This window comes from Sandarakinorhabdus glacialis (assembly GCF_014643455.1).
GTDB classification, from domain to species: domain Bacteria; phylum Pseudomonadota; class Alphaproteobacteria; order Sphingomonadales; family Sphingomonadaceae; genus Sandarakinorhabdus; species Sandarakinorhabdus glacialis.
Genome location: NZ_BMJM01000005.1, coordinates 41,453 through 57,396 on the forward strand (window position 1 = coordinate 41,453; position 15,944 = coordinate 57,396).

Genomic DNA, 15,944 nt, shown 5'->3' on the forward strand with positions numbered 1-15,944 from the left:
TACAGCCGCCGCAGCGCGCTTCCCGGCGCTGCCCCCGGAGTCGATGTTCATGGGTCTTGCCCTCAGCCTCCCGACCGCCATCGCGCCGCATCTGCTGTCGCAGGCGCCCTTCATCCACCGCACCGGCCAACTCGATGTGCGCCTGGCGGTGTCGGACGAGGAAATCGCCGCGGCACAGGCGCTGCGCTACCAGATATTCTACGACGAGATGGGCGCCAGGCCGACTGCCGCCATGCAGCGCGAGCGCCGCGACATCGACGATTACGACGCGATCTGCGACCATCTGCTCGTCATCGACCACGGCCCGGGTGGCCGCCCGCATGTCGTCGGCACCTATCGCCTGCTCCGCCAGGACGTCGCCGCGGCGCATCGCGGCTTCTACTCCGCCAGCGAGTACGACCTGTCGTCGCTGATCGCCCAGTCCCCGTTCGGCGGCAAATTGCTCGAGCTCGGCCGCAGCTGCGTCGCCCCGGCGTGGCGCAACAACGCGACGATCACGCTGTTGTGGCGCGGCATCGCCTCGTACCTCGACCTCCACGGCATCGGCCATATGTTCGGCTGCGCCTCGCTCCACGGCGCCGACCCGGTGCTCCATACCGCCGAGCTTTCGTACCTCTATCACCACCACCTCGCACCGCCCGAACTGCGCGCCCGGGCGCTCCCTGAAAACCACGTCCCGATGGATCGCCTGCCCGCCGCCTCGATCGACACCCGCGCCGCCGCCCGCGCGTTGCCGCCGCTGATCAAGGGCTACCTTCGCGTCGGCGCGATGATCGGCGACGGCGGCTTCGTCGACCGGCAATTCAATACCGTCGACGTGTTCGTGGTCATGCCCGTCGACCGCATCACCAGCCGCTATGCCGCGCGTTTCGGTACGGGCGACGCCGTCTAGCCGCGACGCTGGCCGAAAGGCCAGTCTTGCACCCGGCGGTCTCCAAGGCGTAAATCGCGCCGACAGGAGCCAAGCCATGACCAAGCCGATGCGCATCGATTTCGTTTCCGACGTCGTCTGCCCGTGGTGCATCATCGGGCTGAAATCGCTCGAAACCGCACTCGCCAACGCCAGCGACGTGGTGACCCCCGAGATCCATTTTCAGCCGTTCGAGCTCAATCCCGACATGCCGCGCGAGGGGCAGAACATCGGCGAGCATATCGCCCAGAAATACGGCACCGACCCGGAGCGCTCAAAGGGCACGCGCGACCTTATCCGGACGACCGCGGAGGGCCTTGGCTTTGCCATGCAGACCGGACCCGACAGCCGCATCTGGAACACGTTCGACTGTCACCGCCTGCTGCATTGGGCCGGCGAGCACGACCGCCAGCACGCGCTGAAGATGGCGCTGTTCACGGCGCACTTCACCGAGGGCCGCGACCTCGGCGACCGCGAAGTCCTCGTCGATGCGGCTGTCGCGGCCGGGTTGGGCGGCGATGCAGCGCGCGAGATCCTGACCAGCGGCGCCTATATCGACGATGTCCGGCGCGACGAACGCTTCTGGCGCGAACAGGGCATCACCGCAGTGCCAGCGGTCATAATCGATGGAAAATACCTGATCAGCGGTGGCCAGCCGGTCGCGGCATTTGAAAAGGCCATCCGCAGCATCGCTGCCGAAAGCTGAACGCCGAAATGGCTATTCGAGTTCGCCGATGCGCTGCCGGTATAGCCATTCGACGCATTGCGCGTCCGCGCACTGGCTGCGCGCGTTACGGAAGTCCGACTGGTCCTGGTCGAGCCGGCGCTCGGTCTCGACATCGACCCGGCCGACCCGCGCGCGGTAACGGCTGGCCATCACGCGGTCGAGCGCCGCAAGGTCGGGGTCGGCGCAGATCATCCGGCTGATATCGGTTACGACGCGCTCGCAGCTGAAGCTGGGGCCTGGCGTGCTCGTCGGTACCGGCCGGGCGGGGGAACCGGGTTCCTGCAATGCCGGCGCCGGGAGGGGCGGTGGCACCGGTGCGGCCGACAAGGACATGCCGGGCGCAGCGAGCGCCGGTGCGGCCGAGGATTTGGCTGCCATCGGCTCGGGGATCGCCATTGCCGAGGCGGCCGTCCCGGCGGCGACAGCGCGCGTGTCCTCGGTAATTGGAAGCGGCGACACCGGCGCCGGTGCATTCCGGGCCCGCATATCGATCGGCGGCGCTGCGATCGGTGGTGGAGCCGTGAAAATCTCGGGTGCCGCGACCTCGCGCAGCTGCCAGCCCAGCCCGGCCGCGGTGAGCAAGGCAACACCGGCAACCAGCCCCATCCACGGTTTCAGGACGATCGCTCCCGGCCGGAGCACTGCCAGGCGAGCCGGCGACGGTGACACGCTACGCGGCGGCAAGATCGGCGCAGTTGCAGCCGACACCGCGGGCGGCATGACCGTAGCAGGCGGGCGCGCCACCGGCGGCGGCGTCACCGGCAGCCTCGCCACAGGCTCGGGTATCGGGGGCGGCGCAAGTGTGGCCTTGGGTGGTTCGGGCACCGCTTTTGGCGATGCAGGCACCGCCTTCGGCGGCTCGGGCACCGCTTTCGGCGGCTCGGGCACCGCTTTCGGCGGGCTGCGCAGGGTCTCGGGCAACGGCTTTGGCGGCTCCCCCGCAGCCGGCGGCGATTTGACCCCGGCCGGCACCACGCGCTCGCGCTTGCCGAGCCACGGTCCCGTATCGATCAGGCCAAGTTCTTCGGCGCGCTGCCGGCGCCAATCCTCGTTATCGGGCATGAGCTTCCCTCTCTGCCCCGAAACGTGAACATAGCCTGTCGGTTGCGAACGCCTCAGCCGGCGTTCTGCCCGTTTGCGGCGAGCGCCGCCCCAGCAAGGTAGAGCGAACCGGCGACCAGCACGATCGGCGGCCGGGCGCGGTCGGCCGAACGCGCGATCTCGGCCAATGCGCTGGCGACGTCGGCGCTGGCCTGCCCGGGCAACCCGGCTTCGCGGGCAATCCGGGCCAGGTCTTCGGGTGCGTGGCTGGCATGGCCTTCGATCGGGACTGCGTAGATGGCGGTGGCGCGCCCGGTGAACGGCTTGACGAAGCCGGCGGCATCCTTGACCGACAACATGCCGAGCACGAGGTAAAACGGCCGGTCGGCGATCGCCCCGACCCCGGCGCTGGCAGTGCGGAAATGATCGGCGATGGCGCGCGCGGCGGCGGGATTATGACCGCCGTCGATCCAAAGCTCGCTGCCGGCCGGCAACCGCGCCAGCAAGGCGCCCGCATCGAGACGCTGCAACCGCGCCGGCCATTCGGCCCAGCCCATGCCGGCACGCAGCGCCCCGTCGGGCATCGGCAACAGCGTCTGGGCGCGCAGCATGGCCACCGCGAGCGCCGCATTGTCGTACTGGTGCGCCCCCGCCAGGCGCGGCAGCGGCAAGGCAACGCGGCCCGCCGTATCGCGGTAGTGCAGCGCGCCTTCGTAAACGGCGGCGTCCCAGTCGTCGCCGCGAATCCGCAGCAACGCGCCCGCCACGCCCGCGACTTCGCCGATGCGCGCAGTGATCGCCTTGGGATAGCGCGCGATGACCATCGGCACGCCCTTCTTGGCGATGCCGGCCTTTTCACGGGCGATGTCGAGGATAGTGTCGCCCAGCCATTGCTGATGATCGAGGCCCAGTTGCGCAATACCGGTCACCAGCGGCCTGGCGATGACGTTGGTGGCGTCCATGCGCCCGCCCAGCCCGACCTCTATGACACAGGCGTCGGCGGGCTCGCGGGCAAAGGCCAGGAACGCCAGCGCCGTCGTCAGCTCGAAGAACGTGATCGGCTGGCCGGCGTTGCGCTTCAGTATCTCGCGCAGCAATTCGGCCAGCGCCTCGTCCTCGACGATCTTGCCGGCAATGCGGATGCGCTCGTTGAACCTGATCAAATGCGGCGAGGTATAGACATGCACGCGCCGCCCGGACGCCTCGAGACATGCCCGCAGGAACGCCACTGTCGAGCCCTTGCCGTTGGTCCCCGCGACATGGAACACCGGCGGCATCTTCTCGTGCGGATTGCCCAGCCGCGACAACAGCCGCTCGAGCCGCCCCAGCGACAGGTCGATCTCGGCGGGATGCAGCGCATAGGCGGCCTGCAGCAGCGCATCGAGCACCGCGTTGGTCGAGCGCGCGCGTTCCATCATGGCTCCGGTCGTCACGAAAAATGCGTCGTCATCACGCCGGTCGTCATCGGGCCGGTTCGGCGATGCGGCGCGCGGTCAGCATGGCCAGCAGCCTGGCCAGCGTGTCCTTCAGCTCGGACCGGTGGACGACCATGTCGAGCATGCCGTGCGCCAGCAGATATTCGGCGCGCTGGAAGCCCTCGGGCAGCTTTTCCCGGATCGTCTGCTCGATCACCCGCTGCCCGGCAAAGCCGATCAGCGCCTTGGGCTCGGCGATCTGGATATCGCCGAGCATCGCATAGCTGGCGGTGACCCCGCCGGTGGTGGGATCGGTCAGCACGACGACATAGGGCAGCCGCGCCTCCTTCAGTTCGGCGATGCCAACGGTGGTGCGCGGCATCTGCATCAGGCTGAGGATGCCCTCCTGCATCCGCGCGCCGCCCGCTGCGGTGAAAATGACGAACGGCACCTCCGCCGCGACGGCGGCGCGTGCACCGGCCAGGAACGCCTCGCCGACGCCCATGCCCATCGATCCGCCCATGAAGGCAAAATTCTGGACGGCGACGATGGCGCGAACGCCGCCGATGCTGCCGTCGCCGACAGTCATTGCCTCGGGCTCGCCGGTCGCGACCTTTGCCGCCCGCAGCCGATCGACATAGCGTTTCTGGTCGCGGAACTTGATCGGGTCCTCGGCGACCTTGTCGACGGCAACGGGCGCATAGTCGCCGTCGAAGACCTGGGCAAATCGCACCTTCGGGCCAATGCGCTCGTGATGGTCGCAGCGCGGGCAGACCGACAGGTTCTCCTCGAATTCCTTGGTATAGACCATCGCGCCGCAATTGCGGCACTTGGTCCACAAATTGTCGGGCGTCTCGCGCCGCGACATGAATCCGGTCAATTGTTGGCGGGTGCGAGTCAGCCAGCTCATGCCGCTTTGTCCTTTTGTCTGGCACCGCGCACCGCGGCGGCAAGCCCGGCGACGAGCGTACCGACGCGCGCCGGAATGTCATTGGCGCGCTCGGCGGCCGCCGACCCGATGACATCGACGATCGCCGAACCGACGACGACGGCATCGGCGGTCGCTGCGATCGCGGCCGCCTGCTCGGGCGTGCGCACCCCGAACCCGACCGCGATCGGCAGGTCGGTCGAACGCTTCAACCGGGCGACGGCGTCGGCAACATCGGTCGGCGTTGCCGCATTGGCACCGGTGACGCCGGCCACCGCGACATAATAGAGGAACCCCGACGCACCGTCGAGAACCCGCGGCAGCCGCGCCGCGCTTGTCGTCGGGGTCGCCAACCGGATCAGGTGGAGGCCATGCGCCGTCAGATCGGGAACCAGCTCGGCCGCTTCCTCCGGCGGCAAATCGACGACGATCGTGCCATCGAGCCCGGCAGCCTTGGCATCGACGGCAAAGCGCGCGCAGCCATAAGCCAGGATCGGATTGAAATAACCCATCAGGATGATCGGCGTCGCATCGTCGGTCTTGCGGAATTCGGCGACCATCGCCAGCACATGGCGCAGCTTGGTGCCCGACCCCAGGCTGCGGATATTGCCGAGCTGGATCGACGCGCCATCCGCCATCGGATCGGTAAACGGCATGCCAAGCTCGACGATATCGGCCCCGGCGGCGGTCAGCGCGCGCAGGATCTCCGCCGACGTCGTCATGTCCGGATCGCCGGCAGTCACGAACGTCACCAGCGCCGCGCGCCCCTCGGCAGCACAGGCAGCAAACCGCGCGGAAAGACGGTCACTCACTTCAACGTCACCCCAAGCGCGTCCGCCACCGTGAAAATGTCCTTGTCGCCGCGCCCGCATAGATTCATCACGATGACCTGGTCCTTTGCCAGCGTCGGCGCAATTCGCATCACCGCCGCCAGCGCATGCGCCGGTTCGAGTGCCGGGATAATGCCCTCGGTGCTGCACAACAGCTTGAACGCCTCCAGCGCCTCGGCGTCGGTCGCCGACTGGTACTCGACCCGGCCGATCGAATGCAGCCACGCATGTTCCGGCCCGATCCCCGGGTAATCCAGCCCCGCCGAGATGCTGTGTGCCTCGGCAATCTGGCCATCTTCGTCCTGCAACAGCATCGTCTTGTTGCCGTGGAGCACCCCGGCGCGCCCGCCCGCCAGTGAGGCCGCGTGCGCGCCGCTGTCGATGCCATGTCCCGACGCCTCGACGCCGATGATCCGCACCGACGCATCGTCGAGGAACGGATGGAACAGCCCGATGGCGTTCGATCCGCCGCCGATCGCCGCGACCAGCATATCGGGCAGGCGCCCCTCGGCGGCCTGGATCTGCTCGCGCGCCTCGTGGCCGATGACGCTCTGGAAATCACGGACCAGCTCGGGATACGGGTGCGGCCCGGCGGCAGTACCGATGATGTAGAACGTGTCGTCCACATTCGTCACCCAGTCGCGCAGCGCGTCGTTCATCGCGTCCTTCAATGTCCGCGATCCCGATTCGACCGCGCGCACCTCGGCGCCGAGCAGCTTCATCCGGAACACGTTCGGCGCCTGCCGCTCGATGTCACGCGCGCCCATATAGATGACGCACGGCAGCCCGAACCGCGCCGCGACGGTCGCCGTGGCGACCCCGTGCTGCCCGGCACCCGTCTCGGCGATGATCCGCGTCTTGCCCATGCGCTTGGCGAGCAAAATCTGGCCGATGCAATTGTTGATCTTGTGCGCGCCGGTATGATTGAGCTCGTCGCGCTTCAGATAGATTTTTGCGCCGCCCAGATGATCCGTCAGGCTCTCGGCGAAATACATCGGGCTCGGGCGGCCGACATAATGCGTCATCAGATAATCGAATTCGGCCTTGAACGCCGGGTCGACCTGCGCCGCGCGATAGGCTTTCTCGAGGTCGAGGATCAGCGGCATCAGCGTCTCGGCGACATAGCGCCCGCCGAACGCCCCGAAATGCCCGTCGGCATCAGGGCCGCTGCGCAGGCTTGGTGCGTGCACGTTCATGCGCCGCGCACCGCGTTGGCAAAGGCCATGATCTTCGAAACAGATTTCACGCCCGGAGCATCCTCTACACCCGATGAAACATCGACGAACGCCGGCTTCAGGGCCGCCAGCGCCGCGCCGACATTGCCGGCATCCAACCCGCCGGAAAGCCCCCAGGGCATCGGCGGGGAAACGCCTAGCATCAGTTGCCAGTCGAATGCCACGCCGTTTCCGCCCGGCAATACCGCCTCCCGGGGCGCCTTTGCATCGAGGAGCAATCGATCGACCGGTCCCGCAGAGGCAATCGCCTGCGCGATATCGGCACGCGTCGCGACTCCGCTGGCCCGCCACACCGGCCGCCCGGTCCGCGCCCGCACGCCGCCGACCCGGTCGATCGTCTCGTGGCCATGCAGCTGCAAAGTGTCGATACCCGCCGCCAGCACCGCGTCGATCAACGCATCATCGGCATCGACCAGCACCGCGACCTTGCCGATCCCCGCCGGCACCGCCGCAATCAGCCCGGCCGCTCGCTCAGGCGTCAAATGCCGCGGCGACCGCGGGAAAAACACGAACCCGAGGTAGCGCGCCCCCGCCTTGATCGCCGCATCGACAGTCTCCGGCGTCGACAGCCCACAAACCTTGAAATCCGTCGTCACCGCTCCCCTCTCCCCTCGCGGGAGAGGGCGAGAGACGCGCCTCCGCGGCCCGGGGTGAGGGGGCCCTTACCGTATCGAGCCACCACTATGCGACTTCCCGCGCGATTTTCACGCCGCGAGTTCCCGCGCAATCGCCGCAGCCGCCGCAACCGGATCACTCGCCCCGGTAATCGGTCGCCCGATCACCAGCACCGAAGCCCCAGCCGCCAGCGCATCGCGCGGCGTCATGACGCGCTTCTGGTCGCCGACATCGCTCCCCGCCGGCCGCACGCCCGGAATCACCAGCAATCCGCCCGGCCAAGCCGCCCGCAGCGCCGCCGTCTCATGCGGACTGGCGACAACCCCGTCGAGCCCCGCCCCGCGTACCACCCCGGCCAGCCGCGTCACCTGCGTCGCTGCACCGCCGCCAACCCCCGCCGCAAGCAAATCCTCATCATCGAGGCTGGTCAGCACCGTCACCGCAACGACTTTCGTCGCCGCCGGAGCCGCCGCCCGCGCTGCCGCCAGCATCGCATGGCCACCCGCCGCATGAACGGTGACGATCGCCGGCGCCAACCCCGCCAGCGAATGCAGCGCCCCCGCCACCGTATTGGGAATATCGTGCAATTTCAGGTCGAGAAACACCGGAATCCCCAGCGCCGCGATCGCTGCAACCCCCGCCGGCCCATTGGCACAGAAAAACTCGAGCCCCAGCTTCACCCCGCCAACATGCGGCGCCAATTGCATCAGCAAGGCGCGCGCATCATCCAGCGCCGGCGTGTCGAGCGCCACGAAAACCGGGTTCGCCGTCATGCGCCGGCGGGCGGCACGATGCCAGGCTGTGCCTGCGACGGTAAGCCTGAGGGTGATAGCGGCGGCAATCCCGGCGGGGCTACAAAATCCCCCACCCGCTCATACTTCGCCAGCTTGCGCTTCCAGTTCGCCTTGGCCCCCAGGTGGAACAGCCAGGTCGGCAACCACCCCGCCGCAAATGCTGCCGCCAGCAACATCGGCAGATGGATGCTGACGATCACGCCATCGGGCAGGCGGAACGGCACCGGCGTCCAGTTCGCCACCGCCAGTAGCAGGAACGCGACCAGCGAGGCGGTCACCAATATCCAGCGCAGGATTGTCATGATTGCTCCGCCGATCGCTGTTTCGGCCGTTGGGTTAACACATTCAACTGCCGCCGCGCTACAGTTCGCCGTCGACCGGATCGATGCCGGCCTCCTGCAACCCCGCCATCAATGCCGCGGCGACGGTGGCCAGCAATGCCTCGTCGACTGCGCGGATGACGAAATTGGCGCCGGTCTTGCCCTCGCGCCAGAACGGATAGCTGCCGATCTGCACCCCGTCATGGGCCTTTTCCACCGCCGCCAGCGTCGCTGCCGCGGCGCTCTCCTGTGTCCAGGCCGCCACCGTGCGCGACAGCACCGGCGCGCCGCCCGGCAGTTTGCCATCGAGCGCCGCCAGCATGCCCTGGGTGATGATCGGCACCCCCGCCATGATGAAGATGTTGCCGACGCGGATGCCCGGCGCCTTGGTCCGCGGGTTCTCGATCAGGCTGGCGCCTTCCGGCGTCCGCGCCATCCGCAACCGCGCATCGGTCAATTTGTCGCCGTAATAGCCCGACAGGATGGCGCGCGCATCGGGATGGACGATGACCGGTACGCCCAGCGCCGCCGCGATCGCGTCGACGGTGATGTCGTCGTGCGTCGGCCCGATGCCGCCGGTGGTGAACAGATAGTCGTTCTGCACTCGCAGCGCATTCACCGCCTCGCCGATCGCGTCCATCTCGTCGGCAACGACGCGCACTTCCTTCAACCGGATGCCCTGCACCCCCAGCCATTTGGCGAGATAGGCGATGTTGGCGTCCTGGGTTCGCCCCGACAGGATCTCGTCGCCGATGACGAGAAGCGCGGCGGTATAGATGCGATCTGTGCTCATCACGCTGGACTAGACCAGTGCGGGCAGTGCGGGAAGGGCAACATGGACTTGAATGCCCCCAGCGCTTATCTTATCGCAATGACCGTCACCGCGCTCGACTATGAAATCGTCTCCGACCAGTCGGAAGGTCCCATCCGGCTCCATACGCCGGCGGCGTTCGAAGGCATGCGAAAGGCCGGGCTCCTTGCCGCGCAGGTGCTCGACATGCTGACGCACCATGTCGTCCCCGATGCCGTGACCCTCGATCTCGACAAGCTCGCTTATGATTTCGTCCGCGCCGCCGGGGCCGATTCGGCGACGATCTTCTATCGCGGCTACAGCCACAGCCTGTGCATCAGCGTCAATCACGTCGTCTGCCATGGCATCCCCTCGGCGCGGAAGCTCAAGGACGGCGATATCGTCAATATCGATGTGACGGTTGTCGTGGACGGCTGGCACGGCGACACCAGCCGCATGTATCTCGTCGGCGACGTATCGCTAAAGGCCCGCAAACTCGTCGAAGTCACCTATGAATGCCTCGAACGCGGCATCGAGATGGCCAGGCCCGGCAATACGCTGGGCGACGTCGGCCACGCCATCCAGAGCCACGCCGAAAAGCACCGCATGTCGGTCGTCCGCGATTTCTGCGGTCACGGCCTGGGGCGTGTTTTCCACGACGCCCCCAACGTCGTCCACCTGGGCAAACCCGGCAAGGGCGTCCTCCTCCGCCCTGGCATGTTCTTCACCATCGAGCCGATGATCAACCTCGGCCGCCCCGAGGTGAAGCTGCTCGAAGACGGCTGGACCGCCGTGACCCGCGACCGCTCGCTCTCGGCGCAATTCGAACACAGCATCGGCATTACCGAAACCGGTGCCGAAATCTTCACCGCCTCGCCAACCGGACTGAAGGCACCGCCCTACGCCTGACAATTATCTGCAGCTGCAAAAAATATTGACCACGCTATATTCTGTAGCTATAAAAAGTCCTGGACCTAGTTTGCTTGCTGAGCCTTGTATTGGCGTCAACGCGTCATTGCAGGAACGGCGAGCATGGAGCTGAGTTGGGACGAAAATAAGCGCGAGGTCACGTGGCGGAAGCGCAATCTTGATTTTGCCGACGCTGCAAAAGTCTTCGCCGGTTTCAATGTCGATCACGTTGACGACCGCTTTGACTAGGGCGAGCCGCGATTGCTGTCCATCGGCACCGTCGGCGATCTCGTGGTTGTTGTTGTCTGGACGCTGCGACCGGGAAGCCGGCGCATTATTTCGATGAGGAAGGCCAATGCCGAGGAAGAAGCCCGATACCGAGACGCCCTGGATCGATCCGGATGATGCGCCCGAACTTGACGAACATTTCTTTGAAACCGGCAGGATCAGCCGCGGTGACACGGTTCTGCGCGAGGCAACCGATACATTCGCAAAGCGCGGCCGCCCTAAATCCGACGACCCCAAGCAACTTGTCAGCCTCCGGTTGGATCGCGTCGTGCTCGAACGTTTGCGCGCGCAGGGTCCGGGTTGGCAGAGCCGCGTCAACGACCTGCTTCGCAAGGAAGTCGGCGCCTGATCGTCCCCGCCCGCAATACGCAAGCGTGGGAATGACCGACGAACTCAGCAGCCGCGGCCACCGCGAACGCCTGCGCGCGCGTCTCTTACAAGGCGGCGGCGACGCTTTCCACGACTACGAACTCCTCGAATATCTCCTCGGCCTCGCCATCCCGCGCCGCGACACCAAGCCGCTGGCCAAGCAACTCCTCGCCGAATTCGGCAGCCTGCCGGTGCTGCTCGCCGCCACCCCGCTCGAGCTCAAGCGTGTCGACGGCCTCGGTGACGGTGCCATCGCCGCAATCAAGTTCGTCGCGGCGGTCTCGCTGCGATCACTCAAAACCGCGGCCCTCGATCGTCCGGTACTATCCGGCTGGCAGGCGCTCACCGACTATCTCCACGCCGCCATGGCACACCGTGTCACCGAGGAATTCCGCGTCATTTTCCTCAACAATCGCAACGTCATGATCCGCGACGAAGTGATGGGGCAGGGCACCGTCAACGCAGCGCCGGTCTATCCGCGCGAGATCGTCAAGCGCGCCCTCGAACTCGCCGCGTCCGGTCTGGTCCTCGTTCACAACCACCCCAGCGGCGACCCCGCCCCATCCCGCGACGACATCGTCATGACCAAGGCCGTCATCGAGGCGGGCCGCCATCTCGGACTGTCGGTCCACGACCATGTCATCATCGGCCGCGGCGGCCATGTCTCGATGCGCGCGCAAGGCCTGATCTAGATAAAACAGTCGACAAAGCAAAAGCGGCCCCTTTCGGAGCCGCCCTGCCGATATAAAACAGTAATCCCTAGCCTGGCGAACCGGCCTTCTTCGCCTTTTTATACTCGGAGATTTCAGCCTTGGTGGCCTTGCGGTCGCCGTTCCACCATTTGCCATCGTGCTGGACAAGCGTCTCGATCGCCGCACCGGCAGGGGCCGCATCCACCGGGGTCGTCGAATCCATCGGCGGTGCCGGCTGCATGGATTCGGTCGCCGGCGCTGCCGGCCCGGAGACCTGCGCGCCCGCTCCTGTCGCCAACAACGCAGCGGCAGCAATTGTCATGATGATATTCATGTTTTTCTCCCGAATAAACCTGCAACACGCATATTATCTTTCCGGCGCTGGGCACCAGATGATCCTGTATTACAGCGTAACTTGAAGAATGCTCTCAACAGCAGGTTAATCCGGGACAGGGTGTGACGCCGGCAGGACAGGCTGATGACACCGGGCCATCCGACTGCTACGCCCCGCGCATGACCATCTATCTTCACGAAGGCGACCTGCCGCGCGACGTCTTCGCCCCCGGCCCCATTGCGGTCGACAGCGAAACCATGGGCCTCCACCCGCACCGCGACCGGCTGTGCCTGCTGCAGCTTGCCGACGGCAATGGCGACGAGCACCTCGTCCGTTTCACCAAAGGCCAGTACGACGCGCCGGTGCTCACCGCCGTCCTCGCCGACCCGTCGCGGGTCAAGCTGTTCCACTACGCCCGCTTCGATCTCGCCGTCATCAAGCGCTACCTCGGCATCGATGCGACGCCGGTATTCTGCACCAAGATCGCCTCCAAGCTGGTCCGCACCTACACCGATCGCCACGGCCTCAAGGACGTGCTGCGCGAAACCGTCGGCGTCGATATCTCCAAGGCCCAGCAGTCCTCGGACTGGGGCGCCGCCGAGCTGACCGATGCGCAAAAGGAATATGCCGCGTCCGACGTGCGCTATCTCCACCGTGCCCATGCCGTGCTGGCCGAACGCCTGGCGCGCGAGGGCCGCACCGAAATGGCGCGCGCCTGCTTCGATTTCCTGCCGACCCGCGCCGATCTCGATCTCGCCGGCTGGGACGAGACCGATATTTTCGCGCATATGTAATCCGTGACCACCGATGTCCTGACCCGGCGGCAGCGTGCCGCGCTGCCCGGCAGCAGCCGCGACGTCCTGTTCGGCGTGCTCAAATGGCTGCTCCCCGTTCTGGCGCTGGCGCTGCTCGCGGTCATCGTCATCCTGCCGCTGACCAAGGTTCAGGAATTCAGCTTTCTGCTCGCCAAGGACAAGGTCGGCGTCGCCAGCGAGCGGCTGCGTATCGACCAGGCCCAATATCGCGGTGAGACCGGTCGCGGCGAGGCCTTCGTCATCAGCGCCGCCGGCGCCGTTCAACGCAGCAGCGCCGTGCCGATCGTCGAACTGAAAACCCTGACCGCAAAACTGTCGATGTCCGACGGCCCCGCCACCGTCACCGCGCCCTCGGGCCGCTATTTCATGGACACCCAGAAGCTGCAGATCGCCGGGCCGGTTGCCGTCGAATCGGCTTCGGGCTTCAGCCTCGATTCGGCGACCGTCAACGTCGATCTCAACACCCGCCGCGTCGCCACCGCCGCCCCCGTCACCGGCACGCTGCCGATCGGATCGTTCAGCGCCGGCAATCTCAGCGCCGACATCCAGGGCCGCAAGGTCGTCCTGGGCGGCGGCGCCCACTTGCGGATTTACGGGCGCGCGGGCAGAGCGGCACGATGAAGTCCGCTCCCCTGATCGCAGCGCTGCTGTTCACCGCGTCGGCAACCCCCCTGCTGGCGCAGACGTCGGCGCTGAAGGGCCTCGACACCAGCGCCCCCATCGACGTCGATGCATCGCGAATCGAGATCCTCGATGCCGACAATCAGGCAGTGTTCTCTGGCGCTGTCGTCATCCGCCAGGGCCAGATGACCCTCAACGCCGACACCGTCCGGGTGCTCTACACGCGCTCCGCCGGCAACGACCTCGCCATGAAACGCCTCGACGCCCGCGGCAACGTCAAGATGGTCAGCCCCAGCGAGCGCGCCACCGCCAACACCGGCATCTACGACGTCAATGCGAAGATCATTACCATGGTCGGCAATGTCGCGCTCGATCGCGGCGGCAACCGATTGAAGGGCGAACGCCTCGTGCTCAACCTCGTCACCGGCCAGACCAGTTTCGACGGTCGCGGCGGCGGCACCGCAGCCACGCCGGGCACGACCCCCGGCCGCGTCTCCGGCCGCTTCATCGTCCCCCCGCGCGCGACAAAAACCCAGTAAAGCCGCTCAGGCTGCGGCCACCCGCAAGATCGCCTCCCGCACCGCATCGCCGCGTTCGAGCGGCACGAAATGCGTCGTCCCCGCCAGCCGCTCCGCCATCACGCAGCGCGGATGCGCCGCAATCTGTCCGAATTCCGCCGCCGGCACCGTCGAGCCGATCTCCCCCGCAACCACCGCGAATGGCCGCTCGAGCGCCGCAAACGCGCCTTCGACATGGTGCGACACGCCGCGAAACGTCGCCGCCTCCCACGCCGGCGGACACGCCAGCGTCACGCCCTCGGCAGACGGCAGCAACCCGTCCGCCAGATAGGCATCGAGGTCGGCCTCGCTCCAGCTTCGAAACACTCCCCGGCCGTGATACGCCGCCCGCGCCGCCGCCACGTCGGGAAAATCGGCACGCCGCTTGCCGGCCTGGTCGGCAAGCGGGTTCGGCATGATCCTGCCCGCCGCCACCGCCGCGCGCGCCGTCTCGAACGGGATGAACGGCGGGTCGACCAGCACCAGCCCTGCCACCCGCGCCGGTGCCTTCGCCGCTGCCAGCAGCGAGATCGTCGCGCCGAACGAATGCCCCGCCAGCAACCACGGCGCATCGGGCGCCACCGCATCGATCACCGCCAACAGATCATCGGCGCCCGCCTGCCATTCGATCCGCTCGCCAACCGGCTCCTTGGGGCTGTGCCCATGCCCGCGCGCATCGCTCGCCAGGATGTTGAACTGCCCGGCCAGCGGCGCCAGCAACCGCGCATACAGCCCGCCGTGCATCCCCGTCGCATGGGCAAAATGCAGCCAGGGCGCCCCCGCCGGTGCGCTGCTCCACCGCAAAGCCGAAAACCGCCCGGCCCTCGTCTCGATATCGATACGCTCAGCACCATTCATCTCGGTCATGTCGTTCCTTTGGCCGATCAATGCCCCAGAGTTCGCGCCAGCACAGCCGACAGTTTCGTCAGCATCGCCGGATCGCGCGCCCCGGGAGCGGTGATCAGCGCCGTATCGAGCACCGTGTCGATCGGCGAGGCCATCCGCTCCGCCGGCAATGCCCGCACCAGCCCGGCAATCGCCGCGCGCGCAATCTCCGCATTCGCCGCCATCACCCGGACGATCGCCGCCACATCGACATCGTCGCCCTCATGCCAGCAGTCATAATCCGTCACCATTGCCAGCAGCGCGTAGGGAAGCTCGGCCTCGCGCGCCAGTTTTGCCTCGGGGCAGGCGGTCATGCCGATCACGTCGCACCCCCAGCTCCGGTACAGCCGGCTCTCGGCGCGCGTCGAAAACTGTGGCCCCTCCATGGCGAGATAGGTGCCGCCGTCATGCACCACCGCCCCTGCCGCCCGCGCCGCCGCCGCCGCCATTCCCGCCAACCGCGGACACACCGGATCGGCCATCGGCACATGCGCCGCCATGCCGGTCTCGAAAAACGTCGATGCCCGCCCCCTGGTCCGATCGATGAACTGGTCGACCACGACGAAATCGCCCGGCGCATGATCCTGCCGCAGCGACCCCACCGCCGACACCGCCAGCACGTCGGTACACCCCAGCCGCTTCAACACGTCGATATTGGCGCGCGCGTTGATCATGTGCGGCGGAATCGGATGCCCCCGCCCATGCCGCGGTAAAAACACCAGCTCGACGCCGGTGATGCTCCCCGTCAGCACCGCATCCGAAGCTGCTCCCCACGGACTCTCCACCGCCAACCAGCGCGGATCCTCGAGCGCATCGAGCGCATACAGCCCCGACCCGCCGATAATGCCGATCTTCCACGCCGCCATCAC

At 67.0% G+C, this 15,944-nt stretch carries 22 protein-coding genes; 10 read left to right on the plus strand and 12 right to left on the minus strand.

From position 1 onward, the window contains the following. Positions 1–49: 49 nt before the first annotated feature. Positions 50–892, plus strand: a complete 843-nt coding sequence (olsB, locus tag IEW98_RS08295; RefSeq protein WP_188762478.1) for a l-ornithine N(alpha)-acyltransferase — start codon at positions 50–52, stop codon at positions 890–892. Positions 893–968: 76 nt separating this feature from the next. Next, the gene (locus IEW98_RS08300) at positions 969–1,616 is read left to right on the plus strand and encodes a DsbA family oxidoreductase (RefSeq protein WP_188762479.1); all 648 of its coding nucleotides are present in this window, start codon (positions 969–971) and stop codon (positions 1,614–1,616) included. 12 nt (positions 1,617–1,628) lie between these two features. Here the strand turns inward: IEW98_RS08300 and IEW98_RS08305 are convergent, their stop codons facing one another. The 9 genes from IEW98_RS08305 to IEW98_RS08345 form a co-directional block, all read right to left on the minus strand. Next, the gene (locus IEW98_RS08305) at positions 1,629–2,699 is read right to left on the minus strand and encodes a lysozyme inhibitor LprI family protein (RefSeq protein ID WP_188762480.1); all 1,071 of its coding nucleotides are present in this window, start codon (positions 2,697–2,699) and stop codon (positions 1,629–1,631) included. 53 nt (positions 2,700–2,752) lie between these two features. After that, on the minus strand, positions 2,753–4,096 hold the full coding sequence (locus tag IEW98_RS08310; protein WP_188762694.1) for a bifunctional folylpolyglutamate synthase/dihydrofolate synthase: 1,344 nt from the start codon (positions 4,094–4,096) through the stop codon (positions 2,753–2,755). Positions 4,097–4,139: 43 nt separating this feature from the next. Then, complete coding sequence (accD, locus tag IEW98_RS08315) at positions 4,140–5,003, minus strand: acetyl-CoA carboxylase, carboxyltransferase subunit beta (protein ID WP_188762481.1); 864 nt, start codon at positions 5,001–5,003, stop codon at positions 4,140–4,142. Further along, complete coding sequence (gene trpA, locus IEW98_RS08320) at positions 5,000–5,833, minus strand: tryptophan synthase subunit alpha (protein ID WP_243450641.1); 834 nt, start codon at positions 5,831–5,833, stop codon at positions 5,000–5,002. Before trpA ends, accD begins: the two co-directional genes overlap by 4 nt. Beyond that, a complete protein-coding gene (gene trpB, locus IEW98_RS08325) occupies positions 5,830–7,047 on the minus strand; it encodes a tryptophan synthase subunit beta (protein ID WP_188762483.1) in 1,218 nt (405 codons plus the stop codon). Before trpB ends, trpA begins: the two co-directional genes overlap by 4 nt. After that, positions 7,044–7,682, minus strand: a complete 639-nt coding sequence (locus tag IEW98_RS08330; protein WP_188762484.1) for a phosphoribosylanthranilate isomerase — start codon at positions 7,680–7,682, stop codon at positions 7,044–7,046. Before IEW98_RS08330 ends, trpB begins: the two co-directional genes overlap by 4 nt. Positions 7,683–7,790: 108 nt before the next feature. Continuing rightward, a complete protein-coding gene (pyrF, locus tag IEW98_RS08335) occupies positions 7,791–8,474 on the minus strand; it encodes an orotidine-5'-phosphate decarboxylase (RefSeq protein WP_188762485.1) in 684 nt (227 codons plus the stop codon). Next, a complete protein-coding gene (locus IEW98_RS08340) occupies positions 8,471–8,797 on the minus strand; it encodes a hypothetical protein (protein ID WP_188762486.1) in 327 nt (108 codons plus the stop codon). Before IEW98_RS08340 ends, pyrF begins: the two co-directional genes overlap by 4 nt. A 58-nt stretch (positions 8,798–8,855) precedes the next feature. Next, a complete protein-coding gene (locus IEW98_RS08345; protein ID WP_188762487.1) occupies positions 8,856–9,608 on the minus strand; it encodes a competence/damage-inducible protein A in 753 nt (250 codons plus the stop codon). Between the two features lie 78 nt (positions 9,609–9,686). Here IEW98_RS08345 and map point away from each other — a divergent pair, with 78 nt between their 5' ends. The 5 genes from map to radC all read left to right on the plus strand — a co-directional run bounded on the left by map (position 9,687) and on the right by radC (position 11,863). Next, positions 9,687–10,514, plus strand: coding sequence for a type I methionyl aminopeptidase (gene map, locus IEW98_RS08350; RefSeq protein WP_243450661.1), 828 nt, complete (start codon positions 9,687–9,689; stop codon positions 10,512–10,514). A gap of 123 nt (positions 10,515–10,637) precedes the next feature. After that, positions 10,638–10,763 carry a BrnT family toxin gene (locus IEW98_RS16400; protein WP_243450642.1) on the plus strand — a complete coding sequence of 42 codons (126 nt, stop codon included), beginning with the start codon at positions 10,638–10,640 and terminating at the stop codon, positions 10,761–10,763. A gap of 42 nt (positions 10,764–10,805) precedes the next feature. Next, entirely contained in the window at positions 10,806–10,919 is a 114-nt protein-coding gene (locus tag IEW98_RS16405; protein ID WP_243450662.1) for a BrnT family toxin, read from the plus strand. Beyond that, positions 10,870–11,151 (plus strand): BrnA antitoxin family protein, encoded by a 282-nt coding sequence (locus tag IEW98_RS08360; protein WP_188762489.1) that lies wholly within the window; start codon positions 10,870–10,872, stop codon positions 11,149–11,151. The genes IEW98_RS16405 and IEW98_RS08360 overlap by 50 nt, the downstream gene beginning before the upstream one ends. A gap of 31 nt (positions 11,152–11,182) precedes the next feature. Further along, positions 11,183–11,863 (plus strand): RadC family protein, encoded by a 681-nt coding sequence (radC, locus tag IEW98_RS08365; protein WP_188762490.1) that lies wholly within the window; start codon positions 11,183–11,185, stop codon positions 11,861–11,863. A 67-nt stretch (positions 11,864–11,930) separates the two neighbouring features. Here the strand turns inward: radC and IEW98_RS08370 are convergent, their stop codons facing one another. Then, positions 11,931–12,197 carry a hypothetical protein gene (locus IEW98_RS08370; RefSeq protein ID WP_188762491.1) on the minus strand — a complete coding sequence of 89 codons (267 nt, stop codon included), beginning with the start codon at positions 12,195–12,197 and terminating at the stop codon, positions 11,931–11,933. A 179-nt stretch (positions 12,198–12,376) separates the two neighbouring features. On the opposite strand from IEW98_RS08370, the gene IEW98_RS08375 reads away from it, so the two are divergent. From IEW98_RS08375 to IEW98_RS08385, 3 genes are read left to right on the plus strand one after another with little or no spacing between them, the layout of a single operon-like run. Next, positions 12,377–12,991: a ribonuclease D gene (locus IEW98_RS08375; RefSeq protein ID WP_188762492.1), complete on the plus strand. Its 615-nt coding sequence runs from the start codon at positions 12,377–12,379 to the stop codon at positions 12,989–12,991. Between the two features lie 3 nt (positions 12,992–12,994). Continuing rightward, positions 12,995–13,633 carry an LPS export ABC transporter periplasmic protein LptC gene (gene lptC / locus IEW98_RS08380; RefSeq protein ID WP_188762493.1) on the plus strand — a complete coding sequence of 213 codons (639 nt, stop codon included), beginning with the start codon at positions 12,995–12,997 and terminating at the stop codon, positions 13,631–13,633. After that, positions 13,630–14,172 (plus strand): LptA/OstA family protein, encoded by a 543-nt coding sequence (locus IEW98_RS08385; protein WP_188762494.1) that lies wholly within the window; start codon positions 13,630–13,632, stop codon positions 14,170–14,172. Before lptC ends, IEW98_RS08385 begins: the two co-directional genes overlap by 4 nt. 6 nt (positions 14,173–14,178) lie before the next feature. Here the strand turns inward: IEW98_RS08385 and IEW98_RS08390 are convergent, their stop codons facing one another. Next, a complete protein-coding gene (locus tag IEW98_RS08390) occupies positions 14,179–15,057 on the minus strand; it encodes an alpha/beta fold hydrolase (RefSeq protein ID WP_188762495.1) in 879 nt (292 codons plus the stop codon). Between the two features lie 17 nt (positions 15,058–15,074). Beyond that, a complete protein-coding gene (gene mtnP / locus IEW98_RS08395; RefSeq protein WP_188762496.1) occupies positions 15,075–15,941 on the minus strand; it encodes an S-methyl-5'-thioadenosine phosphorylase in 867 nt (288 codons plus the stop codon). Positions 15,942–15,944 lie beyond the last annotated feature (3 nt).